Below are 21,246 nucleotides of genomic sequence, written 5' to 3'. Positions count from 1 at the left end.
CGCCCGGGACAGGGCAGGATGGACCCATGAGGGAAACCCGACTCTCGGCCGCCGGTCTGCGCGAGGCAATCGATCGCAGCGGCTATTATCCCGACCTGGTCGCCGACGCGGTCGACTCCGCCCTGGGCAAGGAGCAGGTGAGCGCCTACGTGGTGCACCACGAGGCCACCTTCGACCCCGCCATGGAGGTGCGCAGACACGTCACCGTCCTGGTGCTCACCCCCACCCGCCTGCTGGTCTGCCACACCGACGAGCACTCGCCGGTCGAGGGGGTCTCGGTCTCGCACGCCTCGACGACCACCGAGGCCGTGCGCCTGAGCAGGATCCAGTCGGTCGCCGTGACCAGGGTCGTCCCCGACCCGGCCTCCTACGTGCCGGGTGTGCCGCCGAACGAGGTCACCCTCACCATCGGCTGGGGGGCCATCTCCCACGTGGACCTCGAGCCCGCGACCTGCGGCGACGAGAACTGCGAGGCCGACCACGGATACACCGGCGCCATCACGGCCGACGACCTGTCCCTGAGGGTGAGCGAGGCGGCCGACGGCCCCGAGGCCGTCTCACACGTGCTGGCCTTCGCCAAGGCGCTCTCCGAGGCCACCGCCCACGCCGCCTCATGACCGCCCCGCTGCTCCCCGTGTACGGCACGGCCTCCCTGGCCGACCTGTCCCGCTCACTGCTGGCCGTGCTCGGGGTGGACGGCCACGGCAACCCGCTGGGGCTCGAAGCCGCCCGGCACGTCCTGGTGTTCCTCGTCGACGGCCTGGGCGCCGAACTGCTCGACGCCCACCCGGAGGCGGCCCCGTTCCTGTCCGCGCGACGGGCCAGGGTGCTCACCGCGGGCTTTCCCGCGACCACCGCGACCAGCCTCGGCACGCTGGGCACCGGCCTGCCGCCGGGCGAGCACGGCATGCTCGGCTACCAGCTCGCCATGCCCGGCACGGGCCATCTGCTCAACTGCCTGCGCTGGACCTCGGCGGGCCCGACGGTCCCGCCCGACGAGTGGCAGCCGACCCCGACCGTCTTCGAACGCGCCGCGGCGGCCGGCGTCTCCGTGAGCTACGTCGCCCCGTCCGCGTTCGGGCCGACCGCGTTCAACCGGGCCGTCTACCGGGGCACGGACTTCTTCGGCGCCGACGCACTCGACGACCGGGTCGAGGGCGCGCGCGTGGCCCTGACCCGCCCCCGCTCCCACGTGACGGTCTACTACGGCGACCTCGACGCCGCGGGCCACCGGTTCGGCTGGGGCTCCCCGCAGTGGCTCGACCGGCTCGCCGTCGTCGACCAACTCGCCGAACGGCTCGCGGGCACCCTCCCGCAGGGGGCCGCGATGTACGTCACCGCCGACCACGGCATGGTCAACGTCACCGAGTTGATCGACGTGGACGGCCCGGAGGAACGCGGCGCCGCGCTGCGCGAGGGCGTCGCCCTGCTCGGCGGCGACACCCGGGTCAGGCACATCTACACCGCCCCAGGCGCCACACAGGCCGTGCTCGGCACCTGGCGTGAGCTCCTGGCGGGCAGGGCGTGGGTCGTCTCCCGGCAGGAAGCCGTCGAGTCGGGCTGGTTCGGGCCCCAGGTGCGGCCGGACTGGCTGCTCAGGATCGGCGACGTCCTGGCTGTGCCGTACACCGACTGCGCGATCACCGCCTCGGTCAGGGAGCCGTTCGAGTCGTCGTTCGTCGGCGTCCACGGCTCCCTGACCACCGCGGAGCAGCATGTTCCCTTGCTGGAGGTAAGCACCCGATGAGCCCGCTGATCACCCCGTCCGAGCTGTCCGCCCTGACCGGGGCGACGATCCTGGACGTCCGCTGGAAGCTGGGCGGCCCTCCGGGGGTCGACTCCTACCGCGAGGGGCACATCCCCGGCGCCGTCTTCTGCGACCTGAACGCCGACCTCGCCGCCCCCGCGGGGGAGGAGGGCCGTCACCCGCTGCCCTCCGCCGAGCACTTCCAGGAGGCCATGCGCCGCCTGGGCGTCTCCGGCTCCCGTACGGTCGTGGTCTACGACGAGGCCGACTCGACCGCCGCCGCCCGGGCCTGGTGGACGCTGCGCCACTTCGGCCATCCGGACGTCCGGGTCCTGGACGGTGGCCTGCGCGCGTGGACCGCCGAGGGGCTGCCTCTCGCCGAGGGCGACCAGGAGACGGCCCAGGGCGACTTCACCGCCCGCCCCGGCGGGATGCCCGTGCTCGACGCGGACCAGGCCGCCGAACTCGCCAAGGACGGGGTTCTGCTGGACGCCCGCGCCGCGGAGCGCTACCGGGGAGAGGTCGAACCGATCGATCCCGTCGCGGGGCACATTCCCGGCGCGGTCAGCGCCCCCACCGGAGAGAACGTCGACCCCTCCGGGCGTTTCCACCTGCCCGACTTCCTGCGCGAGCGGTTCAACACGCTCGGCGCGGTCCCCGGCGTGCGGGTCGGCGCCTACTGCGGGTCAGGCGTGACGGCCGCCCACGAGGTGCTGGCGCTCGACGTCGCGGGCATCCCGGCCGCCCTCTACGTCGGCTCCTGGTCCAACTGGGTCGCTGACCCCGCGCGGCCCGTCGCCACCGGCTGATCGCCGTACCCCAGGCAGACGAAACCGGCCACCCCCGTCTTCGCGTTCGCCGTGGCGAGTGCCTGGGCGGGGCAGTGGCCCGCGGCCAGCAGTTCGTGGAAGACCGTCATCAGGTCGAGGGTCTCCTCGTCGCGTACCGGCACCAGGCTGGCCACCACGCACTGCGTCCCCAGCGACAGGAAGGCACCCGCCAGCCCCAGCGGAGCTCCGTCCGCGGGGGCATGGGCCATCCCGGCGTCACACGCCGAAAGCACGACCAGCCTGGGTGGAACGCGCAGCCGAAGCAGGTCGTAGGCCATCAGTCTGCCATCCTCAAGATCGATGCCGGACAACAGCGGGCTGCGGGAGCAGAACGTGCCGTGCGCGGCCAGGTGCGCGACCCCGGTCCCGGGCAGTGCCGTGACCACCTCGGGACGCAGCGCCGGGATCCGCTCGGCACCGGGATGACGGGCGGCGACCATCTCCGCCTCCGCCTCGGCGTGCAGCAGCCCCGGTCCGGCGGCCACCACGATCCTCCCCGCCCCCGCGGCCCGCACCCGCCCGCCGGCCAGCCAGGAAGCGGCCGAGGAGGCCACCGAGACCCGGCGCCCGGAGTTCGACGGCAGGACCGGCCACGGCAGGGTGTGCAGCGCCCCGGTCGGTACGACCACCAGCGCCCTGTCACCCAGGACTCCCGACAGGGGACCGAGCAGCAGACGTTCGAGCAGGGCCGCCTCCCCGGCGACGTCTGCCGCCCGCCCATCGCGCAGATGCGCCCTGCGCAGGCCGTACCTGAGCCGCACAACGGCCTCCGCGACGGCGGAGAAGGAGCCGAGACGGCGTAGCGAGACCCGTTCTGGCGAGACCGCGACGGCGACCAGTTCGTCGCCGTTCCTGGCGAACTCGACCAGGACCGCGTCGCCGAGCGCCGCCCGGAGCTCCGCGACGCCGGGAACCCGTGACCGTTCAGAACCACCCGCGACGGCCCGCCATCGCTCGGCCCAGGCCAGGAGCGTACGGCCCCGCCCGGTGCGCAGGGCCAGTGTGAGCCCGAATTCGGCCAGCGGTTCACCGGCCTTGGCCGCGTGGGCGCGGACCCGAGGGTCCTCCGCGGTGGCCGTACGGGCGGCGACCGCGGACAGGCCGGCCCTGACCTCGGCGAATGCCCCACGCCTGTCTCCGGCGAGCTCCCGTTTCAGCGCCGAGGCGTGCCGGGAGACCACTCCGGGACCACGGGTGAGCCGGTCGAGCTGGCCGTCGGCGGCCGAGCGGTCGCCGACCAGCAGCGCGACCTCCGCGGCGGTGAGCCTCAGCTCCCCGGCGACCTCCGCGTGCCCGGTCTCGTCGAGGTCACCGGCACAGGCGAGCAACTCGGTGAGCAACTCCCGGGTCGGTGAGCCGAGAGCCAGCCGGGCCCTCAGGGCGATCTCCGTCGTGAGCGGCACCAGGGCGGCGCGTTCCTGCGCGGTCAGGGCGGCGCCCGCGCGCTCGGCGGTCTGCAGGGCGCGGTGCGGCTCACCCGTGCGCAACTCGGCCCTGGCCAGCAGCAGAAGGGCCTCGGCCAGGGCGCCCTGCGCGCCCGCCGCGATGAGTTCGGGCACCGCCAGGTCGAGCAGCACCCGCGCCTCGCCCGGCAGATGGGCGGCGACCAGTGCCTCGGCCAGGTCGCAACGCGTCGTGGCCAGCCGCTCCGGGTAGCCGAACAGGCTGTCCTCGGCACGCCGGTAGGCGGCGAAGGCGGCGGGCAGATCGCCGCGCCGCGCGGCGAGGAAGGGCAGGTTCCCCTCGGCGAGGGCGACCACATGGTCGAGACCGGCCCGGCCGGCCAGCTCGGCGCAGCGGGCCAGGTCGGACTCCGCCGCCTCGAACTCTCCCAGGAAGACCCGCGCCAGCCCCCGGTTCAGCAGGGCCCCGGCGAGGAACCTGGGGTCCTCCTCCAGCAGGCCGACGGCCCGGTCACACTGGTCGGCGGCCTCCGCGTAGCGGCCGAGCCTGGCCAGGGCCACCGCCCGATGGACCCCGAGCTTGGCCACCTCGACCGGCCTGAGGTACGGCTCGGCCGCGGCGGCGACGGTGAGGGCCTGTGTGGGACGGCCGAGCTCGGCGTTGACGTGGACCAGGGAGAGACGGGCCTGGGCCGCCCTGTGCCGCAACCCCGCCGCCAGCGCGATGCCGACGGCCCTGCTCAGATGGCTCTCGGCCAGTGGGAGATCTCCCAGCTCCCTGGCGGCCAGCGCCAGAGCCCGATGGGCGATCGTGGCGGCCTCGTCGGGGACCGTCATCGAGCGCAGCACCTCACGTGCCAGCTCTCCGGCTCGCGCGGGGTCACTGCCGGACGTCTCCAGCGCCAGCTCCGCGGCGGCGACCGCCTCGTCCGGCACCACCTAGGGACGGATCCGGGTCCAGCTGGTGACGACCGGGCCGTGGCCGGGACGCCTGCACACCACGCTGAACCAGCCGGGCGGCAACCCGGTGACGGCGAACTGGCCCGTCGCGGACAGCTCACGCGACGCGGTGAGGTGAGGGGTGCGCACCTCGACCGTCGTGCCGGCCTCGGGGAGGGGGGAGACCTGTCCCGCCAGGTCGACCAGGCCGTCGACGGGGACGATCTCCAGCTCGACGACGAGACCGGCGGCGCTGAAGCGCAGCAGCCGTGCCCCCTCGGCGGACCGCACGCCGGCCGGGGCGGGCGTGGACACCGGGATCGCGGTCGAGGCGCCGGGCACCCGAAGGCCGAAGGCCGCCCTGGACGCCGAGAGGACGTGTGCCGGGACGGGGTCCTTACCCGCGGCCAGACGGAGCGCCGCGACCAGGGACTCGTCGTCGATCGCGGGGGGACGGCGGGTGGTCACGGTTGCGCCTCCTGGGCGGTGAGCATGGTGCGTAGCCGGTTCAGGCAGCGCCCTCTGGTGGGGCCGTAGCTGCCGCTGGGCATGCCCAGCCGTACGGCGAGCTGGTGGACCCCCGCGTCCGGCGCGGTGGCCATCAGCAGGAGCAGCGAACGGCAGGGCTCGTGCATCGTCTCGACGGTGCGCCACAGCCGGCGGCCCTCGTCGGCGGAGAGCACGGTCAACGCCGGATCGGGGTGGACGGCGTGGTCGGCCCGCGAGGGGCCGGGCTCGGCCTCGGCCCGCTCGGCGGCGGCGGGGTCGGCGACGAGCCGCTCGCCCCGGGTGCGCCTGCTCAGGAGAGAGGCCTCACGTCTGGCCGTGGTGAGCAGCCAGGAACCGATCCGCTCGGGGTCGCGTATGGTGTGCAGGCTCTCGACCAGCCGCAGCCACGTGCCCTGCACCACGTCCGCGGCGTCCGCCGCGCTGAGGCCGTGGGCGCGGGCCACCGACCAGAGCCTGCCGGAGAAGCGGGTCACCAGCGCGTCCCACGCGGCCTGGTCGCCTGCCAGCGCGGCGTCGATCGTCTGCTGGTCACTCACCGGCGCCTCCGAGACCACGGCGAACACATTTCGTGATCGCGTGAAGACTTTGGGTGAGACTTTACCTTGGCGTGGGCACGACGACCCCCAGATCCGGAATTCGCCGGTTGCGGGTGGGATCGAGAACGTGGGCCGCCGCCTCCTTCGGGGTACGCTCCCCGGTCGCTGCGGCGATCGCTCCGCTGACCACGGCCGCGGCGAAGGAGGTCCCGCTCCATCCGGCGTAGCCGCGGAACGCTCCATGGCGCAGGAAGGCGCTGTGCAGCCACTCGCCGCGTGTCCAGGCGTCCACCCACGGGCCGTGCGCGGAGAACGGGGCTCTGGCCTGCTCGGCCGCGTCGAGCGCGCCCACCGCGACCACTCCGGGCAGGGCGGCGGGCCAGAACGGGCGGGTCGAGGCCGTGTTGCCCGCGCAGGCGACGACGGCGGTCGAGGACAATCCGGCCAGCGCGGTCTCGACCAGCGGGGAGGGCCTGTCGTCGAAGGTGTGGCAGCCGAGGGAGAGGTTGAGCACCTGCGGTGGATCGTTCGCGAGCCTGCCCAGGACGCGCAGCAGCGCCGCCTCGTCTCCCAGGCCCCGGCCGTCCAGCACCCGTAGCGGGCGGATCCGTGCCCCGGGGGCCGCGCGCAACACCAGGCCGGTGACGAAGGTGCCGTGCCCCGCCTGAGGGTCCAGCAGGCCGTCGCGGTCGGTGTCGGGAACCTCGGTCTCCTGCCGTCCCTCCCCGAACCAGGTCCGTTCCCGCCACCAGGGATGCGGGGCGAGGCCGGTGTCGGCGACCGCGACGGTCACCCCGCTTCCGGGGCTTCCTCCCGGCGCGGGGACGGGGTCGACGGGGAAGGGCCGTGAGGCGGGGCCGCCGAAGAAGAGGGGCTGGCCGACCAGCACGTGGTTGGGTGACGCACTGTGACCTTGGTCACGTAGCGTGGCCACCAGTTCGCAGACGTCCACGCCGGGCGAGAGCCGTACGCGGAAGACTCCGTCGGTCTCGGCGACCGCGATCGTCCACCGCTCGGCGGCCTCCGCGCCGAGGGCGTCGGTGAGCAACTGGCCGGGCCTGATCAGGGAGATCACTCCCGCGACGGGCTCCACACGGGTGATGTCGGCGTCCATCCGGTACTCCAGGGTTGATCACCAGGTCGATGGGTGTTTTCCTTTCAGAGGATGCCGCAGACGCGTCTGCGCGTCGCAACATCTCGGTATGACCCCCCTCTGGTGCGGCGTCACAACCGACGGTAGTCTTCCTTCAGTCACTTGTGATCATCCTGGCGAGGCCGTTGGGGAAGGCGCACCTCGTACGAAACGGGAGGTCCGGTGTCTGCTCGTGGCGTGCTCTACGTCCACTCAGCTCAGCCTGCGCTGTGCCCTCATATCGAATGGGCGGTCGCAGGTGTCCTTGGCGTGCCCGTAGACCTGACCTGGACTCCACAGCCCGCCGCGCCCGGTCACGTGCGCGCCCAGGCCGAGTGGGAGGGGCGGCCGGGAACCGCGGCGGCCATCACCTCGTCCTTGATGGGCTGGCAACGGATCCGATTCGAGATCACGGAGGACGCCACACCAGGCGCCGACGGGTCACGCAATGCCTACACCCCCTCACTCGGCGCCTTCACGGCGGTGATCGGGGCCGCGGGCGACATCCTGATCCCCGAGGACCGGCTGCGCTCGGCCATGCTGATGGCCCGCCAGGGCAGGGTGGTCCTTGAGGAGGAGCTGGATCGCATGCTCGGCAAACAGTGGGACGCCGAGCTTGAGTCCTTCCGCTACGCGGGCGAGGGCGCCCCGGTCCGCTGGCTGCACGCCGCGGTGTGACCCGGCGGCCCGTCACGGACGGTGACCGCCCCGGCGTCCCCCTCCTACGGCTTCGCCCCCCGGAGAGCGCTTCCCCGAACGGGCGGTGGAGCACCCGCCCGCGCTCCCTCCCGGGGTGAGGTCCTGCGCGGGCGCGGCACCGTCCGGGGCCGCCGCGGGCCTTCCCGGAACCGGGGAAAGCACGACGCCCCCGGCGGCGTGAGCCGCGCGGGGGCGTCGCAGAAGCGTGGTGTGACGGCGGGATCAGGTCACAGCGGGATGTTGCCGTGGGCGCCCCGGGCCGGAGTCGCCTGGGCGAGCACCTTGGCGATGGCTCCCCGGGTCTCCTCGGGCTTGATGACCTCGTCGATGACGCCGATCTCGATGGCCCTCTGGAGCCCGCCCGCGAGGAGTTCGTGCTCCTCGGCGAGCCTGGTCTCAAGCGCGGCGCGCTCGTCCTCAGGGGCGGCGGCCAGTTCGCGCCGCTTCAGGATGCGTACCGCGGCGACCGCGCCCATGACCGCGATCTGGGCGGTCGGCCAGCCGAAGACCTTGGTCGCGCCCAGGGAGCGGGAGTTCATCGCGATGTAGGCGCCGCCGTACGCCTTGCGGGTTATCAGGGTGACGCGCGGGACCGAGGCCTCGGCGAAGGCGTGCAGGAGCTTGGCGCCGCGGCGGACCACACCGTCGTGCTCCTGACCGACGCCGGGCAGGTAACCGGGGACGTCGACCAGGACGACCAGCGGCACCCCGAAGGCATCGCACATACGGACGAACCGTGCGGCCTTCTCCGCCGAGGTGGCGTCGAGACAGCCGCCGAGACGCATCGGGTTGTTGGCGACGACGCCGACGGTCCGGCCGCCGAGACGGCCGAGCGTGGTGACGACGTTCGGCGCCCACTTGGCGTGCAACTCGACTCCGGGCTCGTCCAGGAGTCCCTTGACCAGCGGCTTGATGTCGTAGGCGCGGCGGGGGTTGTCCGGCAGCAGGTCGGAGAAGTCGACCTCGTCGAGGTCGGTGCGGACCCTGCCCTGGTGGCCCAGCAGCACCGCCAGGCGGCGGGCCTGCAGGTAGGCGTCGGTCTCGGTCTTGGTGACGATGTGGACCACGCCGCTGCGCTTGCTGTGCGGCTCTGGGCCGCCGAGGGCGGCCATGTCGATCTGCTCGCCGGTGACGCTGCGCACCACGTCGGGGCCGGTGACGAAGATGCGGCCCTCGTCGGCCAGGATCACGATGTCGGTCAGCGCGGGCCCGTAGGCGGCGCCGCCCGCCGCGGGGCCGACGACCACGGAGAGCTGCGGGACGACTCCGGAGGCCCGGGTCATGGCGGCGAAGACACGGCCGACCGCGTGCAGCGACTCGGCGCCCTCGGCGAGCCGAGCGCCGCCGGAGTGCCACACGCCGATGATCGGGACCCGCTCGCGGACCGCTACGTCGTAGGCGTGCACGATGTGCTCGCACCCCTGGCTGCCCATCGCGCCGCCCTGCATCCGGGCGTCGCTGACGAAGACCACGACGGGGACGCCCTCAACGCGACCCATCGCCGCCAGCGCCCCGCTGCGGTCCACAGGAGAGATCAGCCTGATCGATCCCTCGTCGAGGAGGGCGGCCAGACGCACCTGGGGGTCGCGGGGATCGTCGGCCTCCTTGTCGGAGGCGTCGTTCACCACCCTGTTGTCGAGCACAGTCATCACGGGCTCCTGTCAGATGCTGGTGAAGGCCACGGCGACGTCGTGTCCGCCGAACCCGAAGGAGTTGTTGATCGCGGCGATCTGGCCGTCGGGCAGCGCGCGCGGCTTGTCACGCACGATGTCCACCTCGACGCCCTCGTCGAGCTCGTCGATGTTGATCGTGGCGGGGGCGATCCGCTCGTGCAGCGCCAGGATGGTGAAGACCGACTCGATGCCACCGGCGCCGCCGAGCAGGTGCCCGGTCATCGACTTGGTGCTGGTGACCAGCGGGTGGTTGCCGATGACCTCGCTGATCGCAACCGTCTCGACCACGTCACCCGCGGGGGTGGAGGTCGCGTGCGCGTTGATGTGCTTGATGTCGGCACCGGTCAGGCCGGAGTTCTCCAGGACGCGGCGCATGGCCAGCATGACGCCCGCGCCGAGGGGCTCGGGCTGGGCGATGTGGTGCGCGTCGGCTGAGTAACCGACGCCCGCCGCCACCGCGTAGATCTTGGCGCCACGCGCGAGGGCGTGCTCCTCGGACTCCAGCACCACGATGCCGGCGCCCTCACCGAGCACGAATCCGTCACGGCTCTTGTCCCAGGGCCGTGAGGCGAGGTGGGGCGCGTCGTTGCGGGTGGACATCGCGCGCATGGCGGCGAAGGAACCGATGTTCAGCGGGTGGATGGCCGCCTCGGTGCCGCCCGCGACCACCACGTCGGCACGTCCGGAGCGGATCATCTCGATGCCGTATCCGATCGACTCGGCACCGGTGGCGCAGGCGCTCACGGTCGCGTGCACGCCGGCGCGGGCGCCGATCTCGATGCCGATCCAGCCTGCGGCGCCGTTGGGCATCAGCATCGGCACGGTGAAGGGCGACAGTCGCTGCCAGCCCCTCTCCTTGAAGGTGTCGTAGGCGGCCAGGACCGTGGTGATGCCGCCGATGCCGCTGCCGACGACCACGCCGAGACGCTCGGGGTCGACCTTGTCGATCGCGGCGTGCGCCCAGGCCTCACGGGCCGCGACCAGCGCGAACTGCTCCGCGCGGTCCAGCCGCCGTGCCTCCGGCCGGGGCAGAACCTCGGTCGGGTCCACGGCGGCCGCGGCTGCGAACTTCACCGGGACTGAGTCGACCCAGTCCTCGGTGAGGTTGCGAACCCCCGACTGACCGGCGAGAAGCGCCGACCAGGACGAGGCGACGTTCCCACCGAGGGGCGTGGTCGCGCCGAGCCCGGTGACGACGACGCGTACCTGGTCTGTGTTCACTGTCTTGCGCTCCTTGTGATTCGCGGGCCGAAGCCGGTAGGTGTCCAGAGACCTTTCTCAGTTCTGGATGAAACCGATGACGTCCTTGACGGTCTTGAGGTTCTTGAGCTGCTCGTCGGGGATCTCGACGCCGAACTCGTCCTGGGCGGCGACGGCGATCTCGACCATGGACAGCGAGTCGATGTCGAGGTCGTCAACGAAGCTCTTCTCCGGGCTGACCTCGGAGGCCGGAATCCCGGTGATCTCGTTGATGATCTTGCCGATACCAGCGAGGATCTCCTGCTCGGTCAGGGCCATGTCGAGTGTTCTCCTTGGGATTGGGTGGTGATGTTGGGTCTTCTTGGGTTTTGCACGGCCGGAGCCGTACAAGCTCTAGGGGATCTCGACGACCTGGCCGGCATAGGTGAGGCCGGCGCCGAAACCGAGTAGCAGGGCGAGTCCGCCCGACTGGACCTCGCCGCGCTCGACCATCCGGGACAGGGCCAGCGGGACCGAGGCGGCGGAGGTGTTGCCCGCCAGGACGATGTCCCTGGCGATGACGGCGTTCTCCGCGCCGATCTTGCGGGCGATGGCTTCGATGATGCGCAGGTTGGCCTGGTGGGGCACGAAGGCCGCGAGGTCGGCGGGGTCGACTCCGGCGGCCTCGCAGACCTGCTTGGCCACCGGGTGCAGGGCCGTGGTGGCCCAGCGGAAGACCGTCTGGCCCTCCTGTGTCAGGTGGGAGGCGCGGTCCTTGATCATGATCGCCTCGGACTTGTCGCCCGCGCTGCCCCACACGACGGGGCCGATGCCCGGTGTCTGCGAAGGGCCGACGACCGCGGCTCCCGCACCGTCGGCGAAGATCACCGCGGTGCTCCTGTCGGTCCAGTCGATCCACTGGGAGAGCTTCTCGGTGCCGATGACCAGGACGTTGGTCGCCGAGCCCGAGCGGATGGCGTCGTCGGCGACGGCCAGGGCGTAGCAGAAACCGGAGCAGGCGGTGTTCACGTCGAACGCGCCCGGAGACTCGATGCCGAGGCGGGTGGCGACCCTGGCGGCGGCGTTGGGGATCTGGGCTTCGAGCGTGCAGGTGGCGACGATCACCAGGTCGATGTCGGAGGCCGAGAGCCCGCTGGTGGCCAGGGCCTTGCCGCCCGCCTGCACGGCGAGGTCGATCTCGGACTCGGAGGCGAGAGCGATCCGGCGCTCCTTGATGCCGACCCGGCTCTGGATCCACTCGTCGTTGGTCTCCATGGTCGCCGCGAGATCGTCGTTGGTGACCACGTTGGACGGCTGGTAGTGGCCCAGTGCCAGGATCTTCGCGCCCGGAGCGCCCTGCCGTACTTTCACTTGAGGGCCTCTCGTGCCGCGTCCAGGTCGTCGGGGGTCTTCAGGGGGACGGCCTTCACGCCGCGCAGGGCGCGCTTGGCCAGGCCGGTCAGGGTGCCGCCGGGGGTCAGCTCGATCATCGTGGTGACGCCCATGTCGGCCATGGTCGTCATGCAGGCGTTCCAGCGGACCGGGTTGGCGATCTGGTTGACCAGGCGCTCGACGAACTCGGCGCCGCCGGCGACCGCGGCGCCGTCGGCGTTGGACAGCAGCGTGACGGCGGGGTCGTTCGGGGTGATGGCGGCGGCGGCCGTACGCAGACGGTCGACGGCGGGGGCCATGTGCTCGGTGTGGAAGGCGCCCGCGACCGACAGGGCGATCAGCCTGGCACGGGCGGGCGGGTCGGCCTTGAACTCCTCGATCTGGGCCAGGGTGCCGCCCGCGACGATCTGCCCGGCACCGTTGACGTTGGCGGGGGTGAGACCGTGCTTGTCGATGGCGGCGAGCACGTCCTCCTCCTCGCCGCCGAGGACGGCGATCATGCCGGTCTCGGTGACCGCGGCGGCCTCGGCCATGGCCAGGCCGCGCTCGCGCACGAGGGTCAGGGACTGCTCGGGGGTCAGCACCCCGGCCAGCGCGGCGGCGGTCAGCTCGCCCACGCTGTGCCCGGCGACGACGTCGGGGGAGGCCCCGAGGACCTCGGCGACGGCCAGCCCGGCGGCTACGAGCAGTGGCTGAGCCACCGCGGTGTCACGGATCTCGTCCGCTCCCGCGGTGGTCCCGTAGGAGATCAGGTCGAGACCGATCAGGTCGGACCACGCGGACAGGCGGTCCGCCAGACCCGGTAGCTCAAGCCACGGGGTCAGGAAGCCTGGAGTCTGGGCGCCTTGGCCCGGCGCGACGAGTACGAGCACGAACCCCAGCGTGCCCTGTAGAACTTCGCTACACGGATAGGGATTCTGACGAACTTTGTGTTCACTCTCTTGTAGGAAGCCTACAACGGAGGTTTCTTGGAGATTACCGGCAAACCACTATGTGACGTCCGTCTCGGACAAGCGGCCGAGAATGAGCCCGACCTGCAGCGTGAAGGCAGAGCGGCCCTCGGTCGGCTGGTAGCCCGTCAGCTCGGTGATCTTCCGCAGGCGGTAGCGAACCGTGTTCGGGTGCACGAACAGTAACCGGGCCGTGGCTTCCAGGGAAGTGCCCTGCTCCAGATAGGTCGCCAGGGTGTCGAGGAGGGGCGTGCCCGCGAGCGGGACGTAGACGTTCTCGATCAGCTGGCCCCTCGCGTCGGCGTCACCGTCGATGGCCCGCTCGGCCAGCAGGTCCTCCGCGTGGACGGGCCGGGGGGCGTCCGGCCAGCCGGCCGCCGCCCGCAGCCCGGCTATCGCGGCCCTGGCCGAACTGGCGGCCGCCTGCAGGTCGTTCACCTCGGGGCCGATCACGACGGGGCCGGGGCCGAAACGCGGCACCACGTGCCTGGCCGCCGCGCCGACGCTGTCCGCGCCGCCGACGATCACGATCAGGCGGCCGCCCTGGACACCGGCCAGCATGTCGAGGCCGGATCTGCGGCCCCGGTCGCGCAGCCCGTCGATCACCGCCTGCGGGTCGTCGTCCGGCGTCTGCCCGGCCAGCACGACGACGGGGGAGGAGGTCCAGCCGAGCGCCGCGGCCCACGAGTGCAGGCCGTCGTCGACCTCGCCCCTGACCAGGGCGTCCACGATCAACGCCTCAAGGCGCGCGTCCCAGGCGCCGCGCGCCTCCGCCTCGCGCGCGTAGACCTGCGCGGCGGCGAAGGCGACGTCACGGGTGTAGCGGAGCATCGCCTGCTGGAGCTGCGCCTCCCCGCCCGGCGCGGCCAGCTCCCCGGTCTGCGCCTCGACGACCTCGACGACCATGCGGACGATGTCGACCGTCTGCTGCAGCGAGATGGAGCGCTTCAGCTCTCTCGGCGCGGTGCCGAAGAACTCGATGCTGGGGGTCAGGCGGCCCTCTCCGGCGTGCTGGAACCACTCGACGAACGCGGCGATGCCCGCCTGGGCGACCAGCCCGACCCACGACCTGTCCTCGGCGGACAGGGCGCGGAACCACATCAGCCGCTCGTCCATCCTCGACATGGCGGCCGTTCCCAGCGTTCCCATGGCCCGCTCCAGCCTGCGGGTGGTGTCCTGCCGTATCCGGTCCGAGGCGAGATCCCCCTGCCCGGCCCCTGCCACGGCGTCGCTGTGTCTGCTGGCTCTCTCGCTCCGCTCCCTCACGTGATAAGAGTGCCAGGTCGCGAGGGATGCGCCAGCCGCGGCCGGAGGCCCGGGCGCCGATCCCGGGGGCGGTCAGATGACGGCGACGGCCGTGATCAGCCCGATGACCACGTGGGTAACCGCGAGAAGACGTGTGCCCGGCTGCAGGTCGGACTCCGTGACGAGTTCGCGGACGGAGATCCCGACCACCCTGTCGAAGGCGAGCATCGCCACCGTCTGCACGGCGATGCCGGCCAGCCCGAAGACCAGGGTGGCCAGCAGTCCCTCGTGCAGGGCTCCGCCGGAGGACCAGATGGAGGCCGCGACGATCAGTCCGACGGCGGTCAGGCCGGAGGCGGTGAGCATCGTGGCGTTGGGATTGCGGTCGACCCTGATCAACCTGCTGAGCTTGCCGGGGATGGCGAGGTCGATCACATAGAAGCCGATGATCAGCAGGATCACGCCGAGCACGGCGTAGGAGGCGATGGCGAGGGCGCCGCGGCCGAGGGTCTCGGCGAGCGAGACGGTCTCCGTGCCCGCGATGGCGAGCGGCTGAGGGGTGGGGATCATGGTTCTCTCTTTTCGGGCTCTTCTGGGCTTTCAGGCGGAGCCGAGGGGGCCTCAGAGTTCGATGCGGTGCGGGACGAAGGATGAGGTGTCGTCGGTGACGAGCCCGGATGTCTCGCGGATGCCGACCCCGGCCGCCTCGTCGTGGACGACCCAGGCGCCGAGCACCGGACGCCAGCCGTCGAAGAGCGGCAGCGCCTGGAACTCCTGGTGGACGTGCCCCTCGGCGCCGTAGTCGCCCGGGGTCTCGACGCTCGTGCCGGGGGTGACGATCCGCATGCCCGCGCCCTCCCTGCCGAGCAGTGGCTTGACGATGTAGGAGGTCAGGTCGCGGGGGCCGTCGAGGTAGGCGGGCAGCAGGTTGGGATGGCCGGGGTACAGCTCCCAGAGCACCGCGAGCAGCGCCTTGTTCGACAGCAGCATCTTCCACAGCGGCTCGATCCAGGTCGAGGAGACCTGCTGGCGCACCGCCCTGGCGCCGAAGGGGTCGGCGACGGCCCACTCCCAGGGGTACAGCTTGCACAGGGAGCGGATCACCCGGCGTTCCATGTCGACGAAGCGCAGGTTGAGGCCGTCCCAGCCGATGTCCTCCATGGCCACGGCGATCGTGCTCAGCCCCGCCTGCTCGGCGGTCTCCTGGAGGTAGGCGATCGTCATCGCCTCCTCACCGGTCTCGTCCATCCTGGTCCAGGCGAAGTGTGAGGGCCCGGTCGGCAGCCCCTCGGCTATCTGCCGCCACCGGTCGATGAGCCGTTCGTGGATGGAGTTCCACTGGTCGTCGCCCGGATGGCGGTCACGCAGCCAGAACCACTGCACGACCGAGCTCTCCAGCAGGCTGGTCGGGGTGTCGGCGTTGTACTCGAGCAGCTTGGCCGGGCCGGTTCCGTCGTAACGCAGGTCGAAGCGGCCGAACAGGTGGGGGTCGCCGCGCCGCCAGGAGTCGGCGATCTCCTGCCCCGCCCACTCCGGCACGGCGAAGTCGGCGTAGCGGCCCCGCTCGACGACGTGCTCGACGACGTGCAGGCACATCCGGTGCAGTTCCTCCACCTGGGCCTCAAGGCTGAGCACCTCGTCCATGGAGAAGACGTAGTGCGCGCCCTCGTCCCAGTAGGGGCGATCCAGGCCGCCGGGATGGGCCGTGCGGTGATAGGCCAGCCCCTGGCTCTCGATGATGGCCTCCCAGCCGTCGCGGGGAGGCGAGGTCTCGCGTCTCATCCGCCCGGGTCAGCTTCCGCCGCTGCCCCAGCGGCTCCCGAAGCCGCCTCGCTGGATGACCGTTCCCTTGCGGGTCGTGATCCGCACGTCGGAGGGACGCACCGTGGTGCCGTGGCCGATCCGGGTCCCCGTCCTCACGCCGCCGTAGTACCACCGGTAGGCACCGTGGGAGCCGTGGTAGCTGCTCTCGTCGTCATCGTCGCAGTAGTCCTCGTCGACGACCGTGTACGAGCCGTCCGGCTGGTAGCTGTTGAGGTCGACGCACTCGGCCCCGACCTCCTCGTAGTCGTCCTGCGCCGAGCAGTAGCCGATCAGGAGCAGCGAGACGACACCGATCCCGGTGAGGGTGATGACCTTCGTCGCCTTGGACCCCGAGGGGGTGACGTCGTGCTTTCCGCCGGAGTTCCGGCCGGCGGCCAGGGGGTGTTTCGGACTTGCGGCCATCGGGCTCCAATGAGATACGTCGACACAGGGTATCGGTGCTGTTTTGTGTGTTCAACTGCCCAACTGGGGCGGGAAAAGTGGGGAGTGTCGGTATCGACGCGTAACGTGACAAGTGTGAACCGTACCGACCGGCTGCACGCTCTGCTCGGGGAACTCCGCGCCGCCTCGCCCGAGGCCCTGTCGGTGGGCGAGCTCGCCGCCAGGCTCGGGGTGAGCGCCCGTACGGTCGAACGTGACGTCTCCGACCTGCGAAGATCCGGTGTGCCGGTGCGCGCGCGGACGGACGGGGACGGTGGCTACCTTCTCGGTGAGGGCATGACCCTGGGTCCGCTCGGCCTGACCCGGGAGGAGGCGGCGGCGGTCGTGGCCGCGCTCTCCCGGGAGGAGGAGGGGCCGGCCCGGGACGCCCTGCGCAAGCTGGAGGCCGCGCTGCCCGCGCAGGGGGCGCGGGAGCCGGCCGTACGGCCGGGCACGGCCGCCGAGGCGGAGCCGTATCCCCGGGTTTCGGCGGTGGTCGAGCGGGCGCTGCTGCACGGGCGGGTGCTCAGGATCGAGTACGAGGACCGGCGTGGACGGGTGAGCGTCCGCGAGGTCGAACCGACGGTCCTGGTCGGCGGGCGTGGCGGGCACTGGTATCTCGTGGGTGTGTGCAGGCTCAGGCAGGACGTCCGCGCCTTCAGGCTCGACCGGGTCGGCAGGGCCGAGGAGACCGGTGAGGCGGCGCCCGGGCACCCGGCCGACTGGGCCGAGGGTCTGGGATGGGGGTCAGCCCCGGCGTGAGGCGCCCGCCCGGTCGCCGAGCGTGAGAAGCACCTCGCGCAGCAGGTCGGCCAGGGTCCGCGCGCTCTCCTCGGAGACGCCCGCCAGGAGGTTGTCGTGCGCCTCGGTCGTGGCCAGGGCGAGCTCCTCGGCCCGCCGGACGCCCAGCGGCGTCAGGCACACCCAGGAGCTGCGGCCGTCCGCCGGGTCCGGCTCGCGCTCGACGAGCCCGGCGGCGGTCAGCCGCTGCAGAATGTTGCTCGTCCCGCCGGTGGTCAGCGAGGAACGGGAGGCGAGCATGCTGGGCTTGAGGCGATGGGGGGCGCCCGCCCGGCGCAACGTCGCCAGCACGTCGAACTCGGCGTAGGTCAGGCCGTACTCGCCGAGCACGGTCTGGGTGACCTCCTCGACCATGGACTTCAGCCGCCCGACACGCTTGACGATCTCCAGTTGGACGGTCGCGGCCTCGGGCAGCTCCGCTCGCCACCCCTCCATCATCTCGTCGACGTGGTCCCGTCCGGCGCTGTCTCCCGGTGCCATGGATTGAGGATAGCTCTCTCCCCTGATAGCTTTTGAGAAAGCTTTTCCGATTGCTTTCTTGGTAGGGAGATGTTCCATGCGCATGCTCATCGCCGGCGGAACCGTCGTCGACACCGACCCCGAGGTGCGCGTCCTGCCGGACGCGGACGTCCTCATCGAGGACGGGGTGATAGCCGCCGTCGGGGCGAACCTGGCAGCGGAGGACGCCCAGGTCCTCGACGCGACGGGCATGATCGTGCTGCCCGGCCTCGTCGACACGCACCGGCACATGTGGCAGAGCGTCCTGCGTTCGATCGCGGCCGACACCACGCTGGGGGACTACCTCGACCTCGTGCTGGGCAGGCTCGGCCCCGTGTTCCTGGCCGAGGACGTCCACGCGGCCAACCTGTGGGGCGCGCTTGAGGCGCTCGACTCCGGGACCACCACCGTCTACGACTGGTCGCACATCCAGATCACCCCCGGTCACACCGACGCCGCGCTCGACGCCCTGGCCGGGTCGGGAATCCGCTGCGTCTTCGGCTACGCCCCTCCCGGAGCCGGGAGCGACCCGCGCCGGCGGGCGGAGGTGCGGCGGATCGCCGGGCTGAGCCTGCCCGCCCTGGTGACCCCGGCCCTGGCGGCGCTCGGGCCCGTCTACGGCCCCGCGGAGGCGGCCAGGGCCGACTGGCTGCTGGCCCGCGAACTCGGCCTCCAGATCAGTGTGCACGCCACCGGGACCGGGACCGTCGAGTGGCTGCACCGCGAGGGGCTCCTCGGGCCCGACGTGATGTTCGTGCACGGCAACGGCTTCACCGACGAGGCGATGGGGCTCATCGCGGACAGCGGCGGCGTCGCCTCCGTCGCCCCGGCCGTCGAGTCCCAGATGGGGCACGGCCTGCCGGAGACAGGCAGGTTCCGCGGCTTCGGCGTCACGACCGGGCTGGGCGTCGACACGGTCACCGCAACGCCGGGCGACATGTTCGCCGTGATGCGCGCCGCGTTCGCCGCCGAGCGGGCCAGGGGAGGATCGCTCACCGCCGCCGAGGTGCTGCGGATGGCCACCGTCGAGGGGGCCGCCGTACTCGGCATGGACGGCCTGATCGGCTCGCTGCGGCCGGGGAGGCAGGCCGACGTCGTCATGCTCCGCGCCGGGGACCTCGGCCTCGCGCCGGTCCACGACCCGGTCGGCGCCGTGGTGACCGCCGCGGGGCCGGCCAACGTGGACACCGTGATCGTGGCGGGCCGCGTCGTGAAGCGGGACGGGCGGCTGCTGCGCGCCGGCACGCGCGGGGCGCTCGACGCGGTGTCCCGCTCGGCGGCGCGGATCGCGCGGGCCGCGGGCACCCCGACCCCGGCCTGAAACGCTTCCGGCCTGGGACCCCGGGCGCCCGGCCGACCGCTCAGCGCAGCGCGTTCAGCACCGAGTCGAGCAGGCCGGGGAAGCGCGTGTTCAGGTCGTCACGCCGCAACCTGACCAGGCGTGAGCGGCCGTCCATGGTGGTCAGGGTGACCCCGGCCTCCCGCAGGACCCGATAGTGGTGGGACATCGTGGACTTGTGCACGTCGATGCCACTGCCGATCTCCCCGCAGTTCTCACCCTCGCTCCTGGCGAGTCTCGCCAGGATCTCAAGCCGCACCGGATCGGCCAGCGCGTGCATGACCTCGGCCAGCTTGATGTCATCCGCAGCGGGATGCCATGGCTCGCGCATCAGTTCACCCGCACCTTCACGGATCCATCCTAGTGCCGAGATAGCACAGTTGAGGGAATGTCAAACCATTTGTCACCTACAGAATCCTTCCGGTAACTCCGTAGGGGTTTTCCCGGTCGATGTCCCTTCTGGGATCACGAAGAGGGGCAGGTGGTGCCGTTCTCGGGGACCTTCCCGTCGAGCAGGTAGCCGTCGGTGACCCGCTTGACGCACGAGTCGCCGGACAGGTAGGCGCCGTGCCCCTCGCCCTTGTAGGTGACCAGCACACCGGTCTTGAGCTGGGAGACCAGCTTCGGTGCCCACTCGTACGGCGTCGCGGGGTCCCCGGTGCCGCCGACGACCACGATCGGGGCCGAGCCCGTGGCGTCCACCCGCCTGGCCTCGTCGCTGCCGGGCACGGGCCACGCCGCGCACAGGGCGCCCATTCCCGAGCCGCCGAACAGCGGGGAGATCTCCAGGGAGGCCTTCTCGGTCCTGTCGAGCTGCTCCCGGGTCGGCCGCTCGGAGGTGTCCACGCAGGTGATGGCGGGGAAGCTGCTCATGATCGTCGAGTAGGAGCCGTCGGGCATGCGGGCGTTGTAGGCGTCCGCCAGATACAGCAGGATCCGGCCGTCGCCCTTGAAGCCACGGCCGAATCCCTGTTCGAGCAGCGGCCAGGTCAGGTCGGAGTACAGCGCCGCGGCGATGCCGGTCACGGCCAGGCCCTGGGTGAGCTTGCGGTCGCCGACGGGCAGCGGGTTGATCCGCAGGTCGTCGAGGAAGGCCTTGACGTTCTTGTTCGCGCCCGCGACGTCCGGCCCCGCCTCGCATTCGCCGGGTCCCTTGATGCAGTTCCTCAGGAAGGAGTCGTAGGAGTGCTGGAAGGCGGTCGTCTGGGCCAGTGAGCGCTGTTCCAGGGTGACGCTCGGGTCGAGCGGCCCGTCGAGGATGAAGCGGTGCACCTTCTTGGGGAACAGCGTCGCGTAGACCGCGCCGAGCTGCGTGCCGTACGAGATGCCGAAGTAGTCGAGTTGCCTCTCGCCGAGGGCCGCGCGGAGCCTGTCCATGTCGCGGGCGGCGTTGACCGTGCCGACGTACGGCAGAACCTTGCCCGAGGTCCGTTCGCAGGCGTTCACGAAGGCCTTGATGGTCTCGTTCTGCCTGGTCCGCTCCGCCTGGTTGGTGGCCACGGTGTCCATGGCCAGGTAGTGGTCCATGTCCCTGTCGGTGCCGCACCTGACGCCCCCGGTGCGCTCGACCCCCCGTGGGTCGAAGCTGACCAGGTCGTATCTGGTGTTCAGGCTGCTGAAGATCTTGTACGACTGGGCCATGGTGTCGATGCCGGACGCGCCGGGACCACCGAAGTTGAACACCAGGGAGCCGAGCCGCCTGCCGGGTTCGGTCGCCTGGACGCGGATCACCGCCATGTCCAGCTTGTCGCCGTCCGGTTTGCCATAGTCCAGCGGGATCTGCAGCCGTCCGCACTGGAACCTGGGGTCGGGCCGGGGGGTCGCGCCGTCCGGGCGCCTGATGTCGGTGCAGGGGCCCCAGGCGATTCCGGTGGGGTTCGCCGTGCCGGACGGTGAGCTCGTGCCGGGCGACCAGGGCGGGACCGGGCTGGGACTCGGGTCGGAGATGTTCGCCACGGCCCCGTAGCCGCCGGGCCCGTTGGCGCTGCCGCAGGCGGTCAGCGCGGCGGAAAGGGCCGTCGCCGCAGTGGCGGCGGTCAGAATTCTTCGCATTGGGCGCCCCCCTCGGGTCAGATCGTTCGCCGGGGGAAGCGATTCCACCCTAACCGGGCGAGGCCCTCCGAAGAAGG

The 21,246-nt window shown here is 71.9% G+C and carries 22 protein-coding genes; 6 read left to right on the top strand and 16 right to left on the bottom strand.

What is annotated here, in order from left to right; genetic code table 11:
- Positions 1–26: 26 nt before the first annotated feature.
- Genes ACFOYY_RS35740 through ACFOYY_RS35730 form a run of 3 tightly spaced genes read left to right on the top strand, consistent with a single transcriptional unit; the run spans position 27 to position 2,556 of the window.
- On the top strand, positions 27–617 hold the full coding sequence (locus ACFOYY_RS35740; RefSeq protein ID WP_352016369.1) for a DUF5998 family protein: 591 nt from the start codon (positions 27–29) through the stop codon (positions 615–617).
- Entirely contained in the window at positions 614–1,747 is a 1,134-nt protein-coding gene (locus ACFOYY_RS35735; protein WP_386195646.1) for an alkaline phosphatase family protein, read from the top strand. Before ACFOYY_RS35740 ends, ACFOYY_RS35735 begins: the two co-directional genes overlap by 4 nt.
- Positions 1,744–2,556, top strand: a complete 813-nt coding sequence (locus tag ACFOYY_RS35730) for a sulfurtransferase (RefSeq protein WP_386195644.1) — start codon at positions 1,744–1,746, stop codon at positions 2,554–2,556. The genes ACFOYY_RS35735 and ACFOYY_RS35730 overlap by 4 nt, the downstream gene beginning before the upstream one ends.
- Here ACFOYY_RS35730 and ACFOYY_RS35725 read toward each other — a convergent pair.
- From ACFOYY_RS35725 to ACFOYY_RS35710, 4 genes are all read right to left on the bottom strand, one after another.
- Positions 2,496–4,919: a CHAT domain-containing protein gene (locus ACFOYY_RS35725; protein WP_386195642.1), complete on the bottom strand. Its 2,424-nt coding sequence runs from the start codon at positions 4,917–4,919 to the stop codon at positions 2,496–2,498. The genes ACFOYY_RS35730 and ACFOYY_RS35725 overlap by 61 nt on opposite strands.
- A complete protein-coding gene (locus ACFOYY_RS35720) occupies positions 4,920–5,387 on the bottom strand; it encodes a hypothetical protein (RefSeq protein WP_362781821.1) in 468 nt (155 codons plus the stop codon).
- Complete coding sequence (locus tag ACFOYY_RS35715) at positions 5,384–5,965, bottom strand: RNA polymerase sigma factor (RefSeq protein ID WP_362781824.1); 582 nt, start codon at positions 5,963–5,965, stop codon at positions 5,384–5,386. The genes ACFOYY_RS35720 and ACFOYY_RS35715 overlap by 4 nt, the downstream gene beginning before the upstream one ends.
- 61 nt (positions 5,966–6,026) lie before the next feature.
- Positions 6,027–7,079 (bottom strand): S8 family peptidase, encoded by a 1,053-nt coding sequence (locus tag ACFOYY_RS35710; RefSeq protein ID WP_386195639.1) that lies wholly within the window; start codon positions 7,077–7,079, stop codon positions 6,027–6,029.
- Positions 7,080–7,280: 201 nt separating this feature from the next.
- Between ACFOYY_RS35710 and ACFOYY_RS35705 the strand changes: the two genes are divergently transcribed.
- Complete coding sequence (locus tag ACFOYY_RS35705; protein WP_352016376.1) at positions 7,281–7,775, top strand: DUF3145 domain-containing protein; 495 nt, start codon at positions 7,281–7,283, stop codon at positions 7,773–7,775.
- A gap of 248 nt (positions 7,776–8,023) precedes the next feature.
- Here the strand turns inward: ACFOYY_RS35705 and ACFOYY_RS35700 are convergent, their stop codons facing one another.
- The 9 genes from ACFOYY_RS35700 to ACFOYY_RS35660 all read right to left on the bottom strand — a co-directional run bounded on the left by ACFOYY_RS35700 (position 8,024) and on the right by ACFOYY_RS35660 (position 16,461).
- Complete coding sequence (locus tag ACFOYY_RS35700; protein ID WP_352016377.1) at positions 8,024–9,445, bottom strand: acyl-CoA carboxylase subunit beta; 1,422 nt, start codon at positions 9,443–9,445, stop codon at positions 8,024–8,026.
- A 12-nt stretch (positions 9,446–9,457) separates the two neighbouring features.
- Positions 9,458–10,690, bottom strand: a complete 1,233-nt coding sequence (fabF, locus tag ACFOYY_RS35695; protein ID WP_352016378.1) for a beta-ketoacyl-ACP synthase II — start codon at positions 10,688–10,690, stop codon at positions 9,458–9,460.
- Positions 10,691–10,747: 57 nt separating this feature from the next.
- On the bottom strand, positions 10,748–10,987 hold the full coding sequence (locus ACFOYY_RS35690) for an acyl carrier protein (protein WP_352016379.1): 240 nt from the start codon (positions 10,985–10,987) through the stop codon (positions 10,748–10,750).
- A 75-nt stretch (positions 10,988–11,062) separates the two neighbouring features.
- A complete protein-coding gene (locus ACFOYY_RS35685; protein ID WP_386195636.1) occupies positions 11,063–12,019 on the bottom strand; it encodes a beta-ketoacyl-ACP synthase III in 957 nt (318 codons plus the stop codon).
- A complete protein-coding gene (locus ACFOYY_RS35680; RefSeq protein ID WP_362781831.1) occupies positions 12,016–12,912 on the bottom strand; it encodes an ACP S-malonyltransferase in 897 nt (298 codons plus the stop codon). The genes ACFOYY_RS35685 and ACFOYY_RS35680 overlap by 4 nt, the downstream gene beginning before the upstream one ends.
- Before the next feature lie 117 nt (positions 12,913–13,029).
- Entirely contained in the window at positions 13,030–14,139 is a 1,110-nt protein-coding gene (locus tag ACFOYY_RS35675) for a PucR family transcriptional regulator (protein WP_352016428.1), read from the bottom strand.
- Positions 14,140–14,328: 189 nt separating this feature from the next.
- Positions 14,329–14,805, bottom strand: coding sequence for a DUF350 domain-containing protein (locus tag ACFOYY_RS35670; RefSeq protein ID WP_352016382.1), 477 nt, complete (start codon positions 14,803–14,805; stop codon positions 14,329–14,331).
- Between the two features lie 51 nt (positions 14,806–14,856).
- Positions 14,857–16,017 (bottom strand): glutathionylspermidine synthase family protein, encoded by a 1,161-nt coding sequence (locus ACFOYY_RS35665; protein ID WP_352016383.1) that lies wholly within the window; start codon positions 16,015–16,017, stop codon positions 14,857–14,859.
- A gap of 9 nt (positions 16,018–16,026) precedes the next feature.
- Positions 16,027–16,461: a hypothetical protein gene (locus tag ACFOYY_RS35660; protein ID WP_352016384.1), complete on the bottom strand. Its 435-nt coding sequence runs from the start codon at positions 16,459–16,461 to the stop codon at positions 16,027–16,029.
- 114 nt (positions 16,462–16,575) lie between these two features.
- On the opposite strand from ACFOYY_RS35660, the gene ACFOYY_RS35655 reads away from it, so the two are divergent.
- A complete protein-coding gene (locus ACFOYY_RS35655) occupies positions 16,576–17,241 on the top strand; it encodes a helix-turn-helix transcriptional regulator (protein ID WP_386195632.1) in 666 nt (221 codons plus the stop codon).
- Here ACFOYY_RS35655 and ACFOYY_RS35650 read toward each other — a convergent pair.
- Complete coding sequence (locus ACFOYY_RS35650; RefSeq protein ID WP_352016386.1) at positions 17,227–17,760, bottom strand: MarR family winged helix-turn-helix transcriptional regulator; 534 nt, start codon at positions 17,758–17,760, stop codon at positions 17,227–17,229. The genes ACFOYY_RS35655 and ACFOYY_RS35650 overlap by 15 nt on opposite strands.
- A 76-nt stretch (positions 17,761–17,836) precedes the next feature.
- On the opposite strand from ACFOYY_RS35650, the gene ACFOYY_RS35645 reads away from it, so the two are divergent.
- Positions 17,837–19,099, top strand: coding sequence for an amidohydrolase family protein (locus ACFOYY_RS35645; RefSeq protein ID WP_386195630.1), 1,263 nt, complete (start codon positions 17,837–17,839; stop codon positions 19,097–19,099).
- Between the two features lie 40 nt (positions 19,100–19,139).
- On the opposite strand, the gene ACFOYY_RS35640 is transcribed toward ACFOYY_RS35645, so the two are convergent.
- Positions 19,140–19,448, bottom strand: coding sequence for an ArsR/SmtB family transcription factor (locus ACFOYY_RS35640; protein ID WP_352016388.1), 309 nt, complete (start codon positions 19,446–19,448; stop codon positions 19,140–19,142).
- A gap of 134 nt (positions 19,449–19,582) precedes the next feature.
- Positions 19,583–21,169, bottom strand: coding sequence for an alpha/beta hydrolase (locus tag ACFOYY_RS35635; RefSeq protein ID WP_352016389.1), 1,587 nt, complete (start codon positions 21,167–21,169; stop codon positions 19,583–19,585).
- Positions 21,170–21,246 lie beyond the last annotated feature (77 nt).

The organism is Streptosporangium jomthongense (genome assembly GCF_042650425.1).
In the GTDB taxonomy this organism is placed as follows: Bacteria; Actinomycetota; Actinomycetes; order Streptosporangiales; family Streptosporangiaceae; genus Streptosporangium.
Note: the sequence above shows the minus strand (reverse complement) of the source record. Positions and strands in the feature narration are given on the sequence as shown.